Consider the following 5,031-nt stretch of genomic DNA (forward strand, 5'->3'; position numbering starts at 1 on the left):
CATCATTATTATCAAAGTACTGGACATACTTTCAAATATTTTATGGTATGCTTGATCTGCTTTTTGCATACTAGCTTTGACGTTCGATTTCACATTGAAGCTATAAATTTCTAATCCTACATAATATAAAACTCTTGAAATAATGATACTTATATAGACGGCAATACATAAAACAATTACGTGCTCACTTCTAATGGGTGCTTCCATGTATAGCCTCGAAGAAAACGAATATACGAAAAAACTAAAAAATTCCCGTCCAACTATACCCAAAGTTCCACTTGCTAATGTTAAAACCGTTAAGACTAGAGCTAATCTTGTTGTCCTTTCTGAAAAACTCAATTCATTTTTTTGATGTCTTGGTTGTCTGTGGAATCTTTGACGTTTTCTCTTTCTAAACAAATAACTCTCCCCTTTTTGTTATCACTCAAAATAAGATACCTTCATCTGTATAAAATATAATAATTTCAAATTATTGCGCTAAACACAAGTTTCAGTCCAGACTCAATTAACCTGTATCCATGAATTATGGGGACAGGGTACCCTGTCTTTTTAGATTGTTAGATCAAGGATATGACCACCAAATCACCTTTGCATTTCTTATTTTATCTACTATTGTTTGTTATCGCTGGGTAAGTAACATGGGGTATCCCCTCTACTTATCTTCCACTTGATTCCTGAATCATTTCCTTCTTACTCAAACGCTGCTCATCAACGATAGCTCTTGTCATCACTTTACCCTTACGATTTTGCATATCTACCTGAACCTGTTATTTTAAGATTATTAACCATCTCTAGCAAACTTGTCTTATATTTTAAGTCGATTGCGTCTTTAGTAGTAATGTGCACGTTCTTATCTGCATTTAGCATTAAGTTTCCATCTATCTTTACACGGTTATTCTTTTTGCTTCTCAACACAATTTCATAGTCATCCAGCAGTCGAAACGACGCTTAATCGTCGTTCCCTGTGATTAAAATTTCATTTTTCTCAAATAATAACCTTACGGTCTTAGCAGGTCATCACCTTTGGATTTCTTCCCGATTGAATGAATTGCAATAGCATCTTTTTTCTTATTGATCGGAAAGTAATGTTTAAAAAATCATAAAGCCCTGGCATACAGTATACCTTCTTGTGTTTCCTTTCAATGTATAGAATGTAGCATGTGGAAAAGAACAAGTTTCCTTCACATTCGGCTTGGCCTTATCCATTTCATAAAAAAACTTTCACATGATCTCTCAGTTCCAATCACCCTTCGACTTCAATGAAATGCCACAAAGCACTATGCCCTTTAAACACAACAGACTACAAGACGTGTAAAACTAAACTTTTGATATCCAAACTGCTTTTCCATAGTTTCCAATAATTCTATACTTGTCCCCGACTTCGTTTTTTAAGATGTATTTATTGCCCCTTGTAAGTGCATGAGTATAAACGCCTATAGTTGTACAAGTTATGATTGGCCCCTCCATCAATTCACTTACATACCGTATTTAATTTAATGAGGTTTCTCATACCGTTCCTCTACTCACTTACGTCCTATCGAACCATGTCTTCGCCGCAACCAAGATGCCGTTTGTGTTCGATCAATCCTCTTCCCTGCCGATCGCTTCTTGTTGGTCGAAAGCCGCCAGGTTTGAAAAATGTAAATACAATGTTTTCCAAAGCTCTTGACTTTTTGAATCTAAAAGAGTTTATCTCCCTTATACCAATTAAATTTACTTATTAATTCTTTTGCAGCTTCATGTATTTCATCACCTCTTGAAAACCTTTGCGTAGAGTGTTCAGATTTCTCATTAGAGATACCATGCTCTTTTTTGAATTCTTCCATCTCTCTCCATACATACTCGTCACATGCATCAACTGAATTTCCTACATATAAATCAAAATCGGTTACTTTCAAATGATTCGGATTATAAGCTTCCTTAAATGTAGCCATATAGGCGTTTTTATCTCCAACTAATTTAATAGAGATTGACTTATTTCCAGTTCCAGTCCGTGTATGAAGTGTAATAGAATATTCATTAGCTGTTCCTCCAACCCAAGTCGACCAGTTATAATCAATAGCTCTATCAACCAGCGTTGTTACCAGATTTTCAAATTCAATTATTTTAAATTTTTTCCAATTAACCTTTCTAGATTTCGTAAATTTTCTCCAATTATCTTGTGTGATCGCTTCTGTTTCTTCAATGCCAAATATACTTGCTAATTCACCGAATCCTTGTTCATAATTTGTTCTAAAGTCAGCAAACTTTCTATCTGATAAAAAAAGAGGAATGCTACAATCCCTATAATAGATGGGCAAAACAAATACTTTTCTAAGTTGCATTTGTTTTGCCCATGCAGCACCTAATTCACTTTTCACCCATTCTGAGCTTAGTGCTTCAGGTGATAAAATAATTCCAAGATATTCATTTTCACGAATTCCCTCTTCGATTCGCCATGTAATTGATTCCCCCATCTTTATTTCCCACTTATCAAACCAGACATTGACACCAATTCGTTTTAAATCCCTAGCTAATTTTCCAACAAATGGTTTATCGATACTAGTATGACTCAAAAAAATACTAGACAAATAATATTCCTCCTTTTAATAAATTCAATTCAATTTTCGTCCCTGTACCTATAGATTCCAAGGGGTTATTCGGTAAAATACCTCCTCAAAATCCATCCGCAGACCAAGGCACCGTAAGAGTCGCTGCTTTGCTCGAATATGATGTTAAGTGATGTCCTTGCTTCCTCAAAGTGTACATTATTGGTTTTCTAATATTCTAAAAGTATCATTAATGACCCTTTCATAGTTTGTCCATTCAAAATAAAAGGGACCTACATTTATTGGTTTGTCCTCATGCTCCAACTTGAAATCCTTCCATATTACGATTTCTTTTTCCCTGTCAATTTTCACTGAGATATAACCACACTCTTCATCTCCACACCAAGGACATACAAGTATTGGATATCTATAGTACATATGCTCATGTGGTTTCTTTAGTAAAAAATATTGAATCATTTCTTTTTGATGATCTTCGCTTCCCCATCCCAAGGATGGAACCAGATCGTGTTTCTTGAGCATTTGGTAAAGTGATCTTCCATCAATAATTAAATCTGCAAATTTTGTGTTCTTATTCTCATGTTGTTCTGGGTCAAATTCATCGTATCGGCTGGAAAGTTTAGTTTGTAGAGTATTTATCGTAGTCATTAGTTGTCTCCTTGTTGATTATCTTACATAGATTTCGATTTCACATAACGTTGACGCAAATTCTCACTGGCTTAAAAGGCCGAATGCCTGACGTGATGCGGTTAATCAGTGCAGGGCAGTCCCGACAGTCACTTCATCGCCCGCCTGATGCTCCCAAAACCAAGGATCGAATTACCTTAGTCTTAGTATAGAATATATTGTTAGACGAAGCATTGTAACTTCTTCGAACATAATTTAATCATTGTTCTAATTTGCTCGCTCATTTATCTCTTTAATTACTCTTCTATATTTTTCTACATCATATTGAAAATTCAAGCCATGCGTATTCATTATGCTCTTTAGATCATCAAATTTATGTATTAATTCTTCTAAAAAATCGATTATTTGGTTCCAAGAGAAAGCAAATTTATTAGAAGTCTTAACGAATTGTTCCTTAAAAGGCGATTGCTCAGTTAACCAAAACAATCTATCATCCTCATGACTGACTTCAACATAGTATCCCCCACAACCAAATATACCGCAAGTACAAGTGAACATAGGATACTTTCCTGGACAAATTAATGATTTTAAAAATTCTTCTTCAACAAACACTTCATCTTCGTCCAACTTATTTCCGTTTATATATAAAGCTATCCTCCAATCAATAACATGGACCATTCGCCCAGAATGTCTTGTTATATTTTTGTATTCTTTTCTTATGTCAATTTCCATATCTACTGACAGCACATCAAGTCTATTTTCATCTACTTTATTTAAGAATGTTTTCATGTTTTCTCTCCGAATTTGTTGTAAGACCACCATATTTCACCTAACATTTCTATATTCATGCCCCCCTCAGGGGTCGCTGTCTGCTCTGGCTTCTTTAAAATCTCTCTGGCAAACCAAGAACTCTGCATGACCCGAAGCATGAATATTATGTTATATGATTGTTACCATCTTCTATGAAATACCTACAGCCTTAATTCAGCTTCCATTATTGCAAAGTATACATCCATAGCAATTTAAATAGATGTTATGCTTTTCGCATTTGGGATACCCTCTTGGAATTGTAGGGTTATCATCCCCCTCTTCAATCTCTGACCATTCTGTATAATTATTTATGTCAACAACTTCTTTATTGAATGCATTAATCATTAAGCCAAATTGATTCAAACAATTAACAACCCACTCTTGCCGTGGTTTATAGCTTAATTTCTCCCACCCTAAGCCATCTGCTGCGCTTGAAATTGTATCTAGTATAAAATCTTTCTCACTTTCAAAAGAGTGTATAGTCCAAGGCATTTCATCAATATCAAAACCAACTGTTCCTATTCCAGCTACAGACTGATCTCTTTGTGCTAGCCAAATAATTAATTCTTTTTCTCGATTCGTTTTAGCTAGTATTGATCCACTAATAGCTAAAACTTCAATAAAGACTGAAGTTAATCCATTTGACATACCTATGGGCTCAACTACATCATTTAATTGTTTTGGTAATGAAATGGTGTTCGCCATACTATCCTCCACTCCTTTTTAACTTGGTTTACATGGTGATTTTCATCTAACCCTCTGTATTCATGAACCCCAAAGGGGCTGTCTGCTAAAATTCCTGCGAAATCCATCTCGCAGACCAAGGCTCCATCCGGGAGCTGCAACTTGAATATTATGTTAATATAATGTAACTGTCATCTTTAACTGCTGGCATAATGCCTATATGGTGTTATAATAGATATTCTTTATGTATATATGATCCTCATAACGAATTTCTTTTGGATATTCTTCACTGTTGATATCCAACTTCAGTAAATCATCATTACTCTCATTCATTTTACTTTTGATCTCTACCCTTAAGTGAATA

5 protein-coding genes are annotated in these 5,031 nt (G+C 34.9%); all 5 read right to left on the bottom strand.

Annotation, left to right across the window (positions count from 1 at the left end; genetic code table 11):
* The coding region (locus ACQQ6X_RS07355; protein WP_430493541.1) for a hypothetical protein at positions 1 to 399 on the bottom strand (399 nt) is incomplete at its 3' end.
* 1,280 nt (positions 400 to 1,679) lie between these two features.
* The gene (locus ACQQ6X_RS07360) at positions 1,680 to 2,570 is read right to left on the bottom strand and encodes a toll/interleukin-1 receptor domain-containing protein (RefSeq protein WP_305164785.1); all 891 of its coding nucleotides are present in this window, start codon (positions 2,568 to 2,570) and stop codon (positions 1,680 to 1,682) included.
* 177 nt (positions 2,571 to 2,747) lie between these two features.
* Positions 2,748 to 3,194 (bottom strand): oxidoreductase, encoded by a 447-nt coding sequence (locus ACQQ6X_RS07365; RefSeq protein WP_305164786.1) that lies wholly within the window; start codon positions 3,192 to 3,194, stop codon positions 2,748 to 2,750.
* Positions 3,195 to 3,440: 246 nt separating this feature from the next.
* The gene (locus tag ACQQ6X_RS07370; RefSeq protein ID WP_305164787.1) at positions 3,441 to 3,962 is read right to left on the bottom strand and encodes a hypothetical protein; all 522 of its coding nucleotides are present in this window, start codon (positions 3,960 to 3,962) and stop codon (positions 3,441 to 3,443) included.
* A gap of 195 nt (positions 3,963 to 4,157) precedes the next feature.
* Positions 4,158 to 4,688 (bottom strand): hypothetical protein, encoded by a 531-nt coding sequence (locus ACQQ6X_RS07375; protein WP_305164788.1) that lies wholly within the window; start codon positions 4,686 to 4,688, stop codon positions 4,158 to 4,160.
* Positions 4,689 to 5,031: the final 343 nt, after the last annotated feature.

Source organism: Paenibacillus ottowii (assembly GCF_050516475.1).
Taxonomy (GTDB): Bacteria; Bacillota; Bacilli; order Paenibacillales; family Paenibacillaceae; genus Paenibacillus; species Paenibacillus ottowii.

Coding starts and splice junctions, on each gene's coding strand:
- ACQQ6X_RS07365 (WP_305164786.1), bottom strand. CDS start 3,194: ATGACTACGATAAATACTCTACAAACTAAACTTTCCAGCCGATACGAT.
- ACQQ6X_RS07370 (WP_305164787.1), bottom strand. CDS start 3,962: ATGAAAACATTCTTAAATAAAGTAGATGAAAATAGACTTGATGTGCTG.
- ACQQ6X_RS07375 (WP_305164788.1), bottom strand. CDS start 4,688: ATGGCGAACACCATTTCATTACCAAAACAATTAAATGATGTAGTTGAG.